The organism is Streptosporangium sp. NPDC049644, assembly GCF_040675205.1.
GTDB classification, from domain to species: Bacteria; Actinomycetota; Actinomycetes; order Streptosporangiales; family Streptosporangiaceae; genus Streptosporangium; species Streptosporangium fukuiense.
The window spans coordinates 72,990-88,496 of the sequence record NZ_JBFAOJ010000012.1; the positions used below are offsets into that span (position 1 = coordinate 72,990).

Annotated in this window: 10 protein-coding genes and 1 pseudogene; 9 read left to right on the forward strand and 2 right to left on the reverse strand. The window is 70.7% G+C overall.

The features are described 5' to 3' along the window. The first annotated feature begins 66 nt into the window (after window positions 1-66). From AB0J58_RS09665 to AB0J58_RS09690, 6 genes are all read left to right on the forward strand, one after another. Window positions 67-231: a hypothetical protein gene (locus tag AB0J58_RS09665; protein ID WP_343965065.1), complete on the forward strand. Its 165-nt coding sequence runs from the start codon at window positions 67-69 to the stop codon at window positions 229-231. Beyond that, the gene (locus AB0J58_RS09670) at window positions 228-2,921 is read left to right on the forward strand and encodes a LamG domain-containing protein (protein WP_364212646.1); all 2,694 of its coding nucleotides are present in this window, start codon (window positions 228-230) and stop codon (window positions 2,919-2,921) included. The genes AB0J58_RS09665 and AB0J58_RS09670 overlap by 4 nt, the downstream gene beginning before the upstream one ends. Window positions 2,922-3,047: 126 nt before the next feature. After that, window positions 3,048-4,238 (forward strand): hypothetical protein, encoded by a 1,191-nt coding sequence (locus AB0J58_RS09675; protein WP_364212648.1) that lies wholly within the window; start codon window positions 3,048-3,050, stop codon window positions 4,236-4,238. Continuing rightward, window positions 4,238-8,515, forward strand: a complete 4,278-nt coding sequence (locus AB0J58_RS09680) for a DUF6603 domain-containing protein (RefSeq protein ID WP_364212651.1) — start codon at window positions 4,238-4,240, stop codon at window positions 8,513-8,515. The genes AB0J58_RS09675 and AB0J58_RS09680 overlap by 1 nt, the downstream gene beginning before the upstream one ends. Beyond that, complete coding sequence (locus AB0J58_RS09685) at window positions 8,508-10,331, forward strand: hypothetical protein (protein WP_364212654.1); 1,824 nt, start codon at window positions 8,508-8,510, stop codon at window positions 10,329-10,331. Before AB0J58_RS09680 ends, AB0J58_RS09685 begins: the two co-directional genes overlap by 8 nt. A gap of 116 nt (window positions 10,332-10,447) precedes the next feature. Then, on the forward strand, window positions 10,448-11,284 hold the full coding sequence (locus AB0J58_RS09690) for a maleylpyruvate isomerase family mycothiol-dependent enzyme (protein ID WP_364212657.1): 837 nt from the start codon (window positions 10,448-10,450) through the stop codon (window positions 11,282-11,284). A gap of 133 nt (window positions 11,285-11,417) precedes the next feature. Here AB0J58_RS09690 and AB0J58_RS09695 read toward each other — a convergent pair. After that, a pseudogene (locus AB0J58_RS09695) lies at window positions 11,418-11,627 on the reverse strand (LuxR C-terminal-related transcriptional regulator); the annotation flags it as partial. Window positions 11,628-11,714: 87 nt separating this feature from the next. Here AB0J58_RS09695 and AB0J58_RS09700 point away from each other — a divergent pair. Together AB0J58_RS09700 and AB0J58_RS09705 are read left to right on the forward strand one after the other, a co-directional pair. Beyond that, on the forward strand, window positions 11,715-12,734 hold the full coding sequence (locus AB0J58_RS09700; RefSeq protein WP_364212659.1) for an iron chelate uptake ABC transporter family permease subunit: 1,020 nt from the start codon (window positions 11,715-11,717) through the stop codon (window positions 12,732-12,734). Continuing rightward, window positions 12,731-13,741 (forward strand): iron chelate uptake ABC transporter family permease subunit, encoded by a 1,011-nt coding sequence (locus AB0J58_RS09705; RefSeq protein WP_364212662.1) that lies wholly within the window; start codon window positions 12,731-12,733, stop codon window positions 13,739-13,741. Before AB0J58_RS09700 ends, AB0J58_RS09705 begins: the two co-directional genes overlap by 4 nt. Before the next feature lie 35 nt (window positions 13,742-13,776). Here AB0J58_RS09705 and entS read toward each other — a convergent pair whose 3' ends face one another. Further along, the gene (gene entS, locus AB0J58_RS09710; protein WP_364212665.1) at window positions 13,777-15,018 is read right to left on the reverse strand and encodes an enterobactin transporter EntS; all 1,242 of its coding nucleotides are present in this window, start codon (window positions 15,016-15,018) and stop codon (window positions 13,777-13,779) included. A 78-nt stretch (window positions 15,019-15,096) separates the two neighbouring features. On the opposite strand from entS, the gene panD reads away from it, so the two are divergent. Then, on the forward strand, window positions 15,097-15,504 hold the full coding sequence (gene panD, locus AB0J58_RS09715; RefSeq protein ID WP_364212668.1) for an aspartate 1-decarboxylase: 408 nt from the start codon (window positions 15,097-15,099) through the stop codon (window positions 15,502-15,504). Window positions 15,505-15,507: the final 3 nt, after the last annotated feature.

The window sequence follows — 15,507 nt, forward strand, 5'->3', positions numbered from 1 at the left end:
GACATCGGGTCCGGGACTCGATGTCGCGGACATCGAGTCCCGGACCCCGAGTAGAGGAACCCCTCCATGCAGAAGATCAACCTGACGTTGACGCTTCCCGAGGTCAACCAGATCCTCGACGCGCTCGGCGCGCTCCCCTACGCCCAGGTCTTCGAACTGGTCGCCACCGTGCAGCAGCAGGCCCAGGGCCAGCTCGGCCTCGCCTCGGTCCCCGAGGAGAGGCACGGATGAGCGACCCCCTGGTCCTGCACTGGCCGCTGGACGCCCTGGCCCCGCAGAAAACCGTCCTCGACAGCGGCCCCAACCAGCTGACGGGCACCTTCGTCGAGCCGCCGACGATGGTCACCGACCCGAAGTTCGCCTGCCTGCGCCTGGGCGGCGGCAACCAGTACGCGGTCGTGCCTGCGGGCCAGCCGCTCCTCGCCCTGACCACCTACACCCTCTCGGCGTGGATCAACTGGCCCGGGGGCGGCACCACGGCGGTGTTCGGCAAGCGGTCGCCCAACATCCGGTTGCGCCTGGAGGGCGACGGGCGCCTTGAGCACCTGTTCAACACGACCCGGGGCCTGGACAGCCACTCGACCGACGCCGGGGTGGTCCCGCCGAACACGTGGAAGCACGTCGCCGTCACCCACGACAACACCAGCGCGCGGATCTTCGTGGACGGCGAGCTCGTCGCGGAGCAGGTCAGGCAGGGCGTTTCGCGCGTGGCCGACCAGGAGGACTTCTGCCTGGGATGGGGTAACGCCACGGCGGCCTACACCGGGCTGGTCGCGCAGTTCCGGGTGTACGACAGGGCACTGACCGCCGCGGAGATCCTGCGGGACATGGCCGACGACGAGCCGCCCCTGGAGATGTTCGTCAGGTCGCACCCCCTGGACTTCGCCTTCGTCAACGAGGACGACCAGCCGGTGCTGTACATCGACGACGTCAAGCTCCAGACGATGACGTTGCGGCTCACCAACAGCTCGCGCGGCACGGTGGAGACGATGCCGCTCACCGGCGTGTCCTCCAGCACCTACCACTTCGCGCTGCGCCTGCGGAAGGGGACACTCGCCGCCGGGCTCACCCCCACCCTGAACTCCACCGACTGGGCCATGGCGCCCGAGGCGGACGGCACGGCCCTGTACTTCCAGTGGAAGAACGCCAGGCCGATCCCGCCGGACGGCACCGTCTCGGTCGAGGTGGCGGGTCTCAACGCCGACGGCACGGACGGCACCCACGGCACCCAGGTGGAACTGGAGCACCGCAACATCAGGTACTCCGGCCAGACCCTGCCGCTGGCCGGCAACCGGGTGCGGTACCTGGACGTGATCAACCATCGGGGCCTGCACAACATTCCGCTGGACATCCGCCTCGTCGGCGGCGACCGGGTGCTCAGCGACGGCACGACGCCCAACAGCCTGAGACTGCACATCGCCAACACGATGCGCACCGGCAAGGGCATCCCGCTGCGGAAGAGCCTGCCGACCTCGACCTTCCAGATCTCGTTCGACGCCGAGGCCGACAGCGGCGCGGACGCCGACAAGACGCCCTGGGCGCTCACCAAGGTGGGCGCGGCCGGGGGCGTCGGACTCTCGGTCACCGGCACCCGGTGGAGCGCGAGGAAGCGCCCGGACAAGGTCAGGACGTGGGAGATCACTCCCACCGCCGACACCGTGCTCGCCCCCGGCGAGTACATCGAGCTCGACCTCACCAACATCCTCGCCCTGCCCAAACCGGGACACGCCCCGATCCTCGTCGAGTACGAGAACATCCCCGGCTACGCCGACGGCTCGGCGACCGTGATGGTGGACCGCACCCCACTGCTGTTCACGCGGTCCTCCGCCGGGGTGAACGTCGCCGCGGACAGGATCGAGGCCCGGTTCCAGATCGTCCACACCCCCCAGGACGCCAACGGCGACGCGCTGGTGATCGGCCGCAAGTCCGAGCAGAACCTGCGCCTGGGCTACGACCGCAACTACACCTGGATCCAGTCGCACTCCGGGCTGCCACTCGCGATCAACCCGCTGGGCAACTTCGTCGGGATCGGCACCGGCGCCCCCGAGACCCGCCTGCACATCGTCCACACCAACCAGGACGCCGGGGGCGGCGCGCTGATCCTGGGGCCGACCAACCAGTCGAACCTGCGCCTGGGCTACCACCAGGACTACTCCTGGATCCAGTCGCACGGCTCCAGGCCTCTGCTGCTCAACCCCAGGGGTGACGCCGTGGGCATCGGCCCGGTGGGCTCCCCGCAGGGCAAGCTGCACGTCGTCCACGTCAACCAGGACTCGCTGGGCGGCGCGGTGATCGTCGGCCCGACCAACCAGGCGCACCTGCGCATCGGCCACCACCAGACCTACTCCTGGATCCAGTCCGGTGGCGCCCGGCCACTGCTGATCAACCCGCTCGGCACCGACCAGATCGGCTTCGGCACGCCCGGCCCGCTGGGCGGCAAGGTGACGATCAGGAACGACAGCGGTCACCTGCAGCTGCGCAGGGACACCTCACAGGGCGCGAGCGGGCAGACGCTGTATCTGGAGCTGTTCCAGGAGGACACGCCGGGCACGGCCGTCACGTACCCGACGATCCGCTTCCACCACGCCAACAAGTTCTGGCACCGGATCGAGGGCCGCCCCGAGGGCATCGTTTTCAAGGACGGCAACATCCCTGTCGACCAGCTCGTCGACGTCATCGCCAGGACCTTCGTCGGTCAGAACCTGCGGATCGGCGGCGTCACCATCGGCGAGAACGAGCTGCGCATCCTGCAGCGCCTCGCCTCGGGACAGCTGGAGTTCGACCTCTACAACACCAAACAGGGCGAGTACGCCTACGCGGCCGACTACGAGCCGCGCGACAACGACCGGCGCTACGTCTACACCTGGCGGCAGAAGACCCGCATCAACCAGGGCCGCTGGCGCATCGACTTCCCCTCCTGAGACCTCTCCTCCCGAGCAGGTGTGACATGCCGAAGAACTCCCGCGACCGTACGGACATCAAGAGCGCGAGCAAGGGCTACGGAAGCATCTCGACGCGCAGCAAGACCAAGCCCGAACGTGACAAGAATGAAGAAGGAAGAGGAGGAGGCGGCCAGGAAGAAGGCCAAGCTCATAGCGCAGATGCGCGCCAGGGAGATAGCCTCCCGGCCCGCCTCCAAGCCCGGAACCAGGAACGACGTCAACTTCCACGCCGCGTTCGTCCAGATGGGCCAGGGCGACTGCACGATCATGTGCACGCCCCAGGGCCGGATCGTGATGGTCGACTGCGGCTCCGACTCGTACCGCGAGGTGATCACGGACGAGGAGGACCTGCCGGACGCCGACGAGGACGAGGAGGGGGAGTCGGAGGGAGACAAGGAGGCCCTGCGGCGGGTCATCGGCGGGACCCTCAACCACGAGAAGTTTCTCAAGGGAAGCAACACCGTGGACCTGCTGATCCTCACCCATCCCGACGCCGACCACTACAACAAGCTCTCGGCAGTGATGGACGACGGCGTCAGCTTCCTGAAGGTCTACCACAGCAAGAAACGGGTCGACTACGCCAAGGGGTCCACCAGCGGGTGGATCGTGAACCACGCCGCCGACACGAACCTCATCTTCGAGGTGGACCACCACGAGAACGGCGGCGACCAGGTGATCGCGCTCAACGGCGTGCCCGTCCTCGCCCCGCCCAAGGGCGGGGACCCGCCCTTGGGCGGCGTGCTCGACGGCAAGGGCGGCATCCTCATCCTCGACGAGCCGGACTGCAAGATCTCGCTGCTGTCGGGCAACGTGAACACGATCACGCACAAGGACCACAGCACGCCCGCGAACCGGGGCAGCCTGGTGGTCCTCATCGAGGTGTTCGGCAAGAAGCGGCTGCTGATGTCCGGGGACGCCACGCTCAACACCGAACAGTACGTGGTGGACTACCACTCGGCCAGGATCGAGGGCGTCGACCTGGCGACCGCGAGCCACCACGCCAGCGACAACACCTCCGCCCTGCCCGCGTACGTGAAGAAGGTCAAGCCCAAGCAGCTCCTGGTGAGCGCGGGCAAGCAGATCAAGATGCACCACCTGCCCTCCGCGACCGTCCTGAACCGGTACATGGCCGTGATGGCGACGGCGCAGAAGATCCCCGAACACACCCTGTACTTCTGGGCTCCGGGTGGCCTCAACAGCTACAACGCCGAGTCGATGAAGACCGAACTGCCCGTCTACATCACCGGTTCCTACGGCACCTGGCCGTACTCGATCCTCGCCAAGGACAACAAGTGATGACGCCCGAACAGCTCAAAGCGGCCCTGCGCGCGGGGGGCACGGCCCTGGACCTGGACGTCGCGACGCTCGGCTCGCCCCTGCTCTCGGCCCACCTCGGGGAACGGTTCACCCTCGGCGCCGTCACCGGCCGCACCGAGCTCGCGAACGGCGTGACCGTGACGGGCACCGGCACGAGCGGCCCGTTCACCGGCCTCGCGGTGACCGCCACCTTCACGAGCGACGGCTCGGCGGTCACCGTCGACATCACCGGGACCGGCGACGAGAGCTGGACGTTCGTCACGGCCTACCCCGTGCTCAAGGCCACCCTCTTCGAGACGCTCAGATTCCGGCGCCCGGCGCTCCACCTGACCTCGGCCGGGCTCGCCTTCACCGGCACGCTGATCATCACCACCCCGATGGCGCCGCTGGACCTGATGATGCCCGGCGCGGTCCACGCGGTGACCGGCGAGATCGAGATGGTCACCGAGATCGAGGGGCTGGGCCTGGACATCACCCCCGTACCGGACATCGTGCTCTACGGTCCCGAAGACCGCACCCTCGACCTCGGGCTGCTCACCCTGACCGACCTGCGGTACGAGATCTTCGCCGACCCGTGGCTGAACTACGCGACCGGCGACATGGACCCACGAGGCCGGATCGCGCTGACCGGCGCCATCCCGTTCACCGCGTCGGGCACGACGCACCAGGTGCTCATCGGCGCCGACGTCTTCGGCTGGGGCGAGAGCCTTGTGTTCAAGGCCGACCTCGGAGAGCTGGGCGAGGCCGCCTTCGAGGAGATCGCCGCCTTCCTCGGGCAGGGCTCGCTGGACATCCCTTTCGACGTCGAGGTCACCGCCCCGGTGGTGCCCCGCGACCTCACCGTCCGGGTCACGCCGAAGGCCACCCGGATGATCTCCCACGTCTCGCTCACCCTGCAGACGTCGCACGAGTGGGATCTCGGCCTGTTCGTCGTGCAGGCCGTGGACCTCACCTTCCGGGTGGACGACCCGCTCGGCGAGGCCCGCGTCACCGTCGGACTGGCGGGCCTGTTCGGGATCGGCGAGCACGGCACCCTGGAGATCGGCGCGGGGCTCGGCGACTCCCTCGCCCTCGGCGGCGCCCTGCGCGAGGGTGACCCGCCGCTGAGCATCCGCGAGGTCTGGCGGGAGTTCACGAACGAGACCGACGCGACCCACCTGCCCGACCTCAAGGTCGAGCACTTCGACCTGTCGGCTGTGCTCCCCTCGGGGACGAACCCGCTGACCGTCTCGGCGGTGCTCGAGGTGGACGGGCAGTGGAGGATCGCCGAAGGCGTGATGCTGGAGGATCTGAGGTTCGCCTTCGACATCGAGGACGACGTCACGTTCGCCTCCTCGGCGGCGCTGCTGGTCTCCACCGTCGGGGTGTACGTCTCGGCGACCTACGACGCCGCCGAAGGCTGGAGGTTCGAGGGCGGCAGCAGGCCAGGTCAGCGACTGCCGATCGGCGAGATGATCGGCTCGCTGTCGGCGCGGTTCGGCGCTCCGCCGCTGCCCGCGCCGCTGGCCGGGCTCACCGTGCACGACCTGGCGGCCTCCTTCGCGACGAGGACCGCGCGGTTCCTCTTCACCGCCGGCATGCGCTTCCCGATCGACACGACCGAGGTGGACCTGAGCGTCGCGATCGACACGTCGGCGGGCACGTACGACGGGGCGATCGCGGTCCTGGTGAGGCCCGGCCTGGAGCTGGACTTCGGGGTGCACTTCGCGCGGCAGGCCGACGCGAACCGGTTCGCGGCCACCTACCGGCGGGGCGGCACCGCGCCCACGCTCAGGGAACTCGTCGCGGCGCTGGTGCCCTCGGCCGCGGCAGGCATCCCGGACGACATCGTGGTGGGCGTCGACGACGCGCTGCTCGCCGTCGAGGGCGACACCCACGTCTTCGAGGTCGACCTCACCGCCACGGTGGATCTGTCCAAGCTGCCCGTCGTCGGGCCGCGCCTGAGCGGGGACCAGGTCGTCGGGTTCGACCCGCTGCGCGTCCTGGCCACCACGGGGACGCTCACCCCCGAGCAGGTCACCGCGCTGAACGCGATCCTGCCGCCGGGCGTGGCGCGGCTGGAGGCCGAGGAGTACCCCAAGGGGTTCGCCTTCAGCGGACACCTGCGGCTCGGGCCGCTGGAGCGGGCCGTCACGCTGCCCGTCGGCACGCCCGCCCAGGTGACGCCGACGCAGGCGAAGACCGCCGACGACGTGCTGTGGTACAGGGCGCAGGCCGACTTCGGGCCGGTCCACGTCGAACGGGTGGGATTGGCCTACGAGCACGTTCCGGACCGGCCCGCGCGGCTCGTCGTGCTGGCGGACGCCTCGATCTCGGCGGGCGGGCTCACGCTGACCTGCGACGGGCTGTCGGCGGCGGTGTCGCTCGCGGACCCGACCGCCCCGCCGACGTTCGGCCTGGCCGGGCTCGGCGTCTCCTACAGCGGCGGCCCGGTCACGGTGAGCGGGGCGTTCCTGGCGAACACCGTGACGTACCAGGGCAAGAGCCTGGCGGCCTACAGCGGCAAGGCCGTCATCGGCACCGAGACGTTCACCGTCGGCGCGCTCGGCTCCTACATGCAGCTGCCCGAGGGGCCTTCGCTGTTCGTGTACGCCTTCCTGGACTACCCGGTCGGAGGACCCGCGTTCTTCTTCGTCGAGGGGATCGCGGCCGGGTTCGGCTACAACCGCAGGATCGTCGCACCCCCCGTCGAGAGGATCGCCGACTTCCCGCTGGTGGCCGAGGCCATCGGCGCGGTCGTACCGGGCACCCTGGCGACCGAGCTGGCCCGCCTGGAGGAGGACCTGCCGCCCTCGCCCGGCGACCTCTTCCTCGCGGCGGGCGTCCACTTCACCTCGTTCAAGATGATCGACTCGTTCCTGCTGGTGACGGCCCAGTTCGGGCACCGCTTCGAGATGAACGTGCTCGGCCTGTCCACCCTGGTCCTGCCGGTGCTGGACGCGGCGCAGGCGGGGGTCACGCCCGTCGCCGAGATCCAGCTCGCGCTGAGGGCGAGGTTCGCGCCGGACGACGGGTACTTCTCGCTGCAGGCGCAGCTCACGTCCAACTCCTACCTGCTGTCGCGAGCGTGCCGCCTGACGGGCGGGTTCGCGTTCGTCACCTGGTTCGGCGACGAGCACCGGGGCGACTTCGTGCTCAGCGTCGGCGGCTACCACCCGCACTTCGACGTGCCCGACCACTACCCGGCCGTCCCGCGACTGGGATTCTCCTGGCAGGTCACGCCGCAGCTCAGCATGAAGGGCTCGGCCTACTACGCGCTCACCCCCGGCGCGCTGATGGCCGGGGCCGCGCTCAGCGCCGTCTACGAGGACGGGTCGCTGCGGGCCTGGTTCGACGCGGCGATGGACTTCCTCATCGCCTGGCAGCCCTACCACTACGAGGCCGGGCTGCGCATCGGCGTCGGGGCCTCCTACACGTTCGAGTTCCTGGGCACCCACACGATCACCGCGCACGTCGGCACCGACGTGCGGTTCTGGGGGCCGGAGTTCGGCGGCACGGCCACGATCGACCTGGACGTCATCTCGTTCACGATCTCGTTCGGGTCCTCGTCCGGCACGTCGGCGCGGCCCGTTCCGTGGGGCCGGTTCAGGGCGGCGCAGCTGCCGGCGGACGCCGACGTCGTCACGGTCGTGTCGCGCGGCGGCTCGCCGAAGGACTCCTCGGGCACCCATCTGGGCACGGTCGACCCGGCCGGCCTGGAACTGCTCGTCGACTCGGCCGTGCCCGCCACCTCGGCCACCTCCGCGGGGACCGCGCTGGAGGGCACCGGGGCCGCGCCGTTCGGGATCGCGCCGGTGGGTGCCGCCCCCGGCACGTTCACCTCGGTCCAGACGATCAAGGTCACCCGTGGCGGGGAGACGGTGAACTCCGCCTTCCGGTTCGAGCCGGTCGGCAAGAGCCTGCCCGCCGCGCTGTGGGGCGACCGGCTCACCCCGTCGTTGGGCGAGCCCGCGCTGCGCGACGACCTGCTCACCGGGTACGTCGTCCGGCCGAACCCACCACGGGAACCGGCGACGATCCAGAGCCTTCCGCTGTCGAGGCTGAGGGCCGCCACGTCCCTGTTCAGCGACCCGGCCTTCTCCTGGACGAAGCCGTCGGCGTTCACCCGGGCCGCCGACCAGAGGCTGGACCTGGCGGCCGGGGCGCGGGCCCGCTCGGCCATCGCGGGCAAGCTGCTACCGGGCCTGGGGATCGACCTGAACGGGCTGAGCGCGACCGACTTCCTTCAGGCCCCGGAGGTGGGCTCATATGGCTGACGACCTGACCTTCCTGGCGTACCGGCGGCCGTCCCTGCCGCTGGGCGACTACACGATCAAGGCCACGCAGGACCTGAGGAGCGTCGCTCCGGCGACGAAAGTGGATCCCACCACCTTCGAGACGACCCGGACGTTCAGCGTGAGCGGGGAAAGGTTCACGCTGACACCGGGGACGGTGCGGTCGGTGTTCCCGCCGAACGGGAGCCTCGGCGAACACTCCGCCGTGCTGCCCCACATGGTGCTCGACCGGGCGACGCTGCCGTGGGAACGGAGCGCGACGGCGCAGACCGGGACGCCGGCGACGGCACCGCCCTGGCTCGCCCTGCTGGTGTTCAGCGGGGACGAGGAGCCGATACGCAAGACCGTCACGCTCGGGACGCTCGCCTCGGGAGGGGCCTACATTCCGGCGCCGGTCCTGGAGCGGGGACAGAACGGGTCCGACCCGGTGAACGTGATCGACGTGCCGCGCTCCCTGCTGGTCTCGATCATGCCGAGCCGCAGCGACCTGGAACGGCTCGCGCACGTCCGCCTGGCCGGTGAGGAGACCGCGGTCGTCATCGCCAACCGGCTTCCCGCACCGGGGGTCTCCTCCACCGTCCACCTCGTCTCGGTCGAGGGACGCTACGGTGCCTCGGGGTTCGACGGGGGACCGGACACGCCCGGAGCGCTGGTACGCCTGGTGACGCTGGCCGGCTGGCGCTTCTCCTGCGTGGCGAAGGAGTCCACCTTCCCCTACCTGGTCCGGGCGCTGGCCCACGAGGGGCGGCCATTCCGGCTGCCCGACAGCGGGGAGCCGGCGGCCGAGCCGTTCCTGCGCCAGGGGTACGTGCCCGTCGCGCACACGCTGCGGCAGGGCGGGCGGACGGCGTCGTGGTACCGGGGGCCGTTCGTCACCGGCGACTCCCCAGCCGACACTCGCTTCGGCGTTCGCACGCCGGACGAGCTGCTGCGCTACCACCCGTCGGCCGGGATGCTCGACATCGGCTACGCCGCGGCGTGGCAGCTGGGACGGCTGCTCACGCTGCAGCACGCCGCGGTGGCGAGAAGCGTCTACACCTGGAAGCGGCGACGGGCCATGGCCGAAGGGCGCGACGAGCCGTCCGGCCACCCGCTGGAGATCGCCGGCATCGACGACGCGATGCCCGACGACGTGAGGTCCTTCCTCGACGATCTCGCGCGGTTGCGCGGGGTGCCCTACCGCTACCTCGTGCCGGACGAGCGGCTGCTGCCCGTCGAGACGATCCGCTTCCTGCGGCTCGACCCGCGCTGGATCGCCCATCTGCTGGACGGGGCGACGAGCGTCGGCCGGGTCACCAGGGCCGACGCCGACCGGGACCGGCTGAGGCCGCCGCCGGTGGACACCTCGAAGGTCACCGGGGCGCTGATCCGTTCCGACCTCGTACCGGGCTATCCGGGGTTGCTCGTCGACGGGTACGCCTCGGCCGACGAGAGCGAGCCGCTGCCGCTGCTGCGACTCGAACGGCTGTCGCCGACGGTCCTGCTCTGCCTCTTCAAAGGCGTGCTGGGCCGCCTCGACCTGCGCCAACCTCCCGAGGAACAGCACTTCGGCGTGGAGCCGTCACCCGAAGGCCAGGCCACGGGCCGGTTCGGCAAGACCCTGCGCGCCGCCGACGGCTCACCGGGCCCGTCGATCCCGTCCCAGACGCTCGGCGCGTCCAGAACGGTGCCCGTCACGGCCCTGGCGAACGCGATGGCGGAGACCCTGAGGGTGTCTCCCTCCGTCTTCGACTCGGCCGCCTTCGCCCGCCAGATGATCGAAACCGCCGAACGCATCACGTTCCTCCGCATCCCCTGAGGCCGTTCACGGCGCGGCAGCCGACATCCGGCACGCGCCCCACCCGCGGTGTCGTGAAGCCTTCGGCCCGAAAACCTGTGGCCAGGTGTCGTGTCGAGGCGGTTTCATGTCACGGCATGAAGATCTTCGGTCCCGTGATCGACACCCGGCCCCTGTTCCCACGCGAACGTCGCGCGTTGCTCGACCTGCTCGGATCACTGGATCCGCAGGATTGGGAGCGGCCGACGGTCTGCCCGGGGTGGAATGTTCATGATGTCGTCGGACACGTTCTCAACGACTACCTGCGTCGGCTCTCGGGCGGTCGGGACGGGTACGGTGGTGCCGTTTTCGCCAGCGGTGAGACGTTGCCCGCCTACCTGGCACGTGTCAATGAGGAGTTCGTCCGGGCGTTTCGTCAATGCAGCCCGCAGGTGATGATCGAGCTGCTGGCCCATCTGGGCCCCGAGCTCGACGCCCTGTGGTCGGTCCGCGACTTGGACGCCCCCGCCGATCTGGACGTGTCCTGGGCCGCCACCGATCTGACCAGTCCCGCCTGGCTCGACATCGCCCGCGAATACACGGAGTTCTGGGTCCACCAGCAGCAGATACGCGATGCCGTCTCCCGCCCGGGCGCCGCTGACCCGGATCTGCTGGGTCCCGTCATCGACACGTTCCTGCGCGCGCTGCCCCACACCCTGCGGGCCGAGACCCGCCCCGAGGGCACGGTCATGCGATTCGACGTCACCGGCTCGGCAGGCGGTGTCTGGTTTGTCGCACGACAAGCCGGTCGATGGCACATGGCTCCTGGCGACACGGTGGACGAACCAGTCGCGCATGTCACGATGGATCAGGATGTGCTCTGGCGTCTCGCCAGTCGGGGAATCACCGTTGAGGAGGCGCGACGACGCTCGGGCACGCACGGCGACCTCGGCCTGACCTCGGCCGCGACCACTCTCCTCGCGGTCGTCCGGTAACCCACACGGCGGGTCCTTCGCCACCGAGACACCGGAACGGGGTGGCACCCGGCTGGGGTGGAGTGTCCCGCGCGACCGGAGTGGTGGCGATCCCGCCCGATGCCGGTGACCCCGGCGTTGGGCGGAGGTCCTGTCAGCCCTGCCGGTGGGACTTCGGTCGCGCTGACAGGGCCGCCGCCTGGGTGCGGCGCTCCATGCTGAGCTTGGACAGCATGTTGGAGACGTAGTTCTTGACGGTCTTCTCGGCCAGATGCATCCGCTCGCCGATCTGCCGGTCGGTCAGACCCTCGCCGATGAGTTCCAGGGTGTGCCGCTCCTGGTCCGTCAGCGCCTCCAGTCGTCGCCGTACGACCTCGCGGGTCACGGGCCGAGCCCCCGGGGCCAGATCTTTCCCTCGCCACTTGGGTTAGGTTAGGCTAACTTTAATCGCGTGCCTCCTCCCGTAAAGAGCGTGTACCTCGCCAAACGGCTGGCCGGTCTGTGCCTGCTGGGCGGCCTGCTGCTGCTCGCCGTGCTGGCCGGAATCGTGATCGGTGCCAAGCAGATCCCGCCCGGCCAGGCCCTGGCCGGGGTGTTCTCCCCGGACGGTTCGGAGAATGCGCTGATCATCCAGGAGTTGCGGCTGCCGCGCACGCTGCTGGGAATCGCCGTCGGGGCGGCGCTGGGACTGGCGGGCGCGCTCATGCAGGCGCTGACCCGCAACCCCCTGGCCGAACCCGGCCTGCTCGGTGTCAACGGCGGCGCCGCGGTGGCGGTGGTGACGGTGATCGGCCTGTTCCGGGTGGACGATGTCCTCGTCTACGTGTGGGCGGCGTTCCTCGGGGCGGCCGGAGCCGCGCTGCTGGTCTACCTGATCGGGTCGCGCGGCCGTTCGGGCGCCACACCCGCGCGGCTGGTCCTGGCGGGCGCCGGGATCAACGCGGTGTTCAGCTCCCTGTCGGCGGGGATGATGCTGCTCAGCCCGCGCAGTTTCAACGGCTTCCGTTTCTGGCAGGTGGGTTCGCTGTCCGGGCGTGACCTCGCCGTCTTCATGCGGATCGGCCCGTTCCTGCTGGCGGGAACGGTGCTGGCGCTCTGCCTGGCGCGACCGCTCAACGCCCTGGCCCTGGGGGAGGACACGGGGCGGGCGCTGGGCGCCCGGCCCGGCCGGACCCGGGCGCTGGGGGCGCTGGCGGTCGTGGTGCTGTGCGGTGCCGCCACGGCGGCGGTGGGGCCGATCGCGTTCATCGGGCTGGCGGTGCCCTTCGTGGTCCGGGCGCTGGTCGGTCCCGACCAGCGCTGGGTGCTGCCGTACTCGCTGCTGCTGGCGCCGGTGCTGCTGCTCGCCGCCGACGTCGCCGGGCGCGTGGTCGCGGCGCCCGGCGAGCTGGAGACGGGCATCGTCACCGCGTTCCTGGGTGCCCCCCTCCTGGCGCTGATGGTCCGTCGCGGAAGGGTTCCCCAACTGTGAGCACGAGTCGTGTCCTGCGCGTCGGGACGATGTCCCTGCGGTGGGAGCCGCGCGTCGTCGTGGTGTGCGTCGCACTGGTGGCCGTCACGCTGGGGGCGGCCGTGTCGGTGGTCGGCAGCGGTGACTTCCCCGTCTCCGCCGCCGAGGTGGTGGGAGCGCTGACCGGGCAGGGGGACCGGGCCACGGAGTTCATCGTGCTCACGTTGCGCCTGCCCAGGGTGTTCACCGGCCTGCTCGCCGGCGCGGCACTCGGCTTGAGCGGGGCCGTCTTCCAGAGCGTCACGCGCAACCCGCTGGGCAGCCCCGACATCATCGGGTTCACCACGGGGTCGGCCACCGGCGCGCTGTTGCAGATCCTGGTCATCGGCGGTGGCGCCGTCGCCGTCGCGGCCAGTTCCGTCCTCGGCGCGGTGCTGACCGCGCTCGCCGTCTATCTGGTCGCCTACCGGGGCGGGGTGCACGGCTACCGGCTGGTCCTGGTCGGGGTCGCCGCGGCCGCGATGCTCGAGGCGTTCAACGCCTACCTCGTCACCCGCGCGGAGTTGCGCGAGGCGTACGAGGCGGCATTCTGGCTCACCGGCAGCCTGAACGGCAGGGGCTGGCAGCATGCCTGGCCACTCGCCCTGGCCATGGCGGTGCTCGTACCGGTCGCGCTGGCCTTCGGGGGCCGGTTGCGCATGGGCGAGCTCGGAGACGACGCGGCCCGGGCGCTCGGCGTGCCGGTCCAGCGGACGCGGGCCGCGCTCGTGGTGATCGGGGTGGGACTGGTGGCGGTGGCGACCGCGGCGGTGGGGCCGGTCCCGTTCGTCGCGCTGGCCGCGCCGCAGCTGGCGCGCGGGCTCACCCGCAGGCCAGGTACGCAGCTCGTGCCGGCCGCGCTGATGGGCGCGGCGCTGCTCGTCTTCAGTGACCTGGTGACACTGCACCTGCCGGTCGCGGTGCCGGTCGGTGTGGTCACCGGCGTGCTGGGCGGCGTCTACCTGATCTGGCTGCTGTCGACGCGATGAGCCACCGCATGCGCGCCCGGGCACGGGCGGCGCGGCTAGGCGTCCTGGGATTCGGTCTCCAGGGTCGCGCCGCGCAGGCCGGTGAGCGTGAGGGCCAGAGCCAGCGCCAGCGCGGCGCTGGCCGTTCCGTACACGACGATCGCGGCACCGGGGGCCAGGTAACGGCCGAGCGCGCCCGCGCCGAGCGCGCCGACGGCCTCGCCGCCGGTCTCCTGGGCGGCCCACAGGGCGTTCACCCGGCCGAGGTAACCGTCGGGGGTGTGCGCCTGGATGAGGCCGTAGCGGATGATCTCCTCGATGGACGCGACGAAGCCGTACCCGAAGAGGATCGCGACGGCGAGCGCGGGATGCCGGGCCAGCCCGAGGCAGGCGAGGAGCACGAAGCCGCAGACCGACGCGACGAGCAGCGCCCTGCCAGGTGCGCGTGAGTGCACGACCCACCCGCTGGTGATCGAGCCGAGCACCGCGCCGCAGGCCGGCGCGGTGTAGAGCAGGCCGATCGTGGCGGGACCGCCGCCCAGCTGCAGGGTCGCGAACGCGGGCATGAGCACCGGAATGCCGCCCGCCACCATGAACAGCAGGCCGAGCAGCATGAGCGAGCCGACGACGCGGTGGGTGGCCACGAACCGCAGTCCGGAGCCGATCGCCCGCGACCGGTTCTCGGTGACCGCGACGGCCGGTCTCAGGGCGGGGAGCCTCGTCAGCAGGCCGAGGGTGACCAGGGTGCCGAAGGCCGCGGCCGCGTAGTTCCAGCCGACGCCGAACGCCGAGATGGTCAGGCCGCCGAGCGCGGGAGAGATCATCGAGCCGAGCCGTACGGTCAGCGCGTTGAGCGCGCCCGCCGCGACGAGCTTGTCCGGGGGGACCAGGGCGGGGGTCGCGGCCAGCAGCGCGGTGACGCTGACGCCGGTCGCCAGCCCGTCCCAGGCCGCGAGCACGTAGATCGCGGCCAGCGAGGGGGAGGGCAGGAAGGCGTTCAGCGCCAGCAGCGCGAAGCCCAGCCCGGCCGTGCCGCGCGCCAGGAGCATCAACCGGCGCCGGTCCTGCCGGTCGGCCAGCACCCCGCCCCACAGGAACCCGGCGAGCAGGGCGAACCCCTCGGCGGAGGAGACGGCGCCGACATGTACCGTCGATCCGGTCATCGCGTAGACCTGTACGGGCACCGCGACCAGGAGCATGCCGATGCCGAAGACCGACACGGTCCGTGCGACGAACACGTCGCGAAAGGCCCTGCTGGTTCTCAGCGGGCTGACGTCCATGGCCAGGCGGCGCAGCATCTTCGGGCTTCTCCTTGGCGGGCGAAATCAGTAAGGTGAGCCTAACCTTAGTTGACCTTCGGGAAAGAGGACAGAGCAGTGCAGCGGGTCCTTATGAATGGAAAGATCCACCGTGCCACCGTGACCCAGGCGGACCTGCACTACGTGGGTTCCCTGACGATCGACGCCGAGTTGATGGCCGCCGCCGACATCGTCGAGGGTGAGCAGGTCCACGTCGTCGACATCGACAACGGCGCCCGTCTCGTCACCTACGCGATCACCGGTGAGGCCGGCAGCGGGGTCATCGGTGTCAACGGCGCGGCCGCCCACCTGGTTCATCCGGGGCACCTGGTCATCATCATCTCGTACGGGACGTTCGACGCCGCGGAGGCGGAGGCGCACCGGCCCAAGGTCGTCCACGTGGACGGCGCCAACCGCGTCGTCGCGCTCGGCTCCGATCCGGCCGAGCCGGTCGCCGGTGCGGCGGCCCAGATCGCGGGGCGGTGACCG